This window comes from Thermus sp. (assembly GCF_056332225.1).
Map to the genome: position 1 here is coordinate 1 of NZ_JBWGQW010000190.1, position 699 is coordinate 699.

The window sequence follows — 699 nt, forward strand, 5'->3', positions numbered from 1 at the left end:
GTCAGACCGAAGGGCAACTCGTTGCCTTCGATCACCAAGTTCACCCCGTGCCCTTCTCTCCTAGGGCCCCCATCCTCCAGATTGTGGATTACATGGTTAAAGCAGGTGGGGGAGGAACGAATCTGGGTTCGGCCATATTCCACAGCACCACAGGCACCACAGGCTTTAGGAGCCAAAGGATCATCATCTTCACCGATGAGCAAACCCACGACGATGCCTACAGGTTCCTAAAGTCCTGGCTTTCCGTTGATCCTGTTCGCAAGGCCCACGTGGTCAACGTGGCGGGCTACCAGCCCCTGGCCTTCCCCGATAGGGACGAACGGATAGCGAGGATCGGGGGGTGGAGCGACCGAGTCCTGGAAGTCATTTCTCTCATGGACGTAGACGACCCCGTGGATTGGATACGCACGGGGGGATGGAAGAGGGAGGCTTCCCGCTCTTACGAGGAAAGGGAGGTGGTGGGGGAGTCGCAAGAGAGAACCGGGGACTCGATGGAGATCCAGATGTAGGATGTCTTGCGCTTGCTGGCGCAGGGTTTTGGACCCTGCGCCAGATAAGCTTTACCGCTCTGCCTTAGAATCTAGATTCCGCTTATACTTTGGATCGTGAACGGCGCTTTCGGTACCGACTCCGGCGCTTTCGGTACCGACTCCGCTCCCTGCCTCTACTTTTCCTGCCCCTACTTTTTCGAGAAAACCC

1 protein-coding gene is annotated in these 699 nt (G+C 57.2%); it reads left to right on the forward strand.

Going from position 1 to position 699, the window contains the following annotated elements; all coding sequences use genetic code 11:
* Positions 1-509 (forward strand): vWA domain-containing protein (locus AC01Y6_RS10835; RefSeq protein ID WP_476671538.1); only part of this gene is annotated, 509 nt, incomplete at its 5' end.
* Between the last annotated feature and the right edge of the window lie 190 nt (positions 510-699).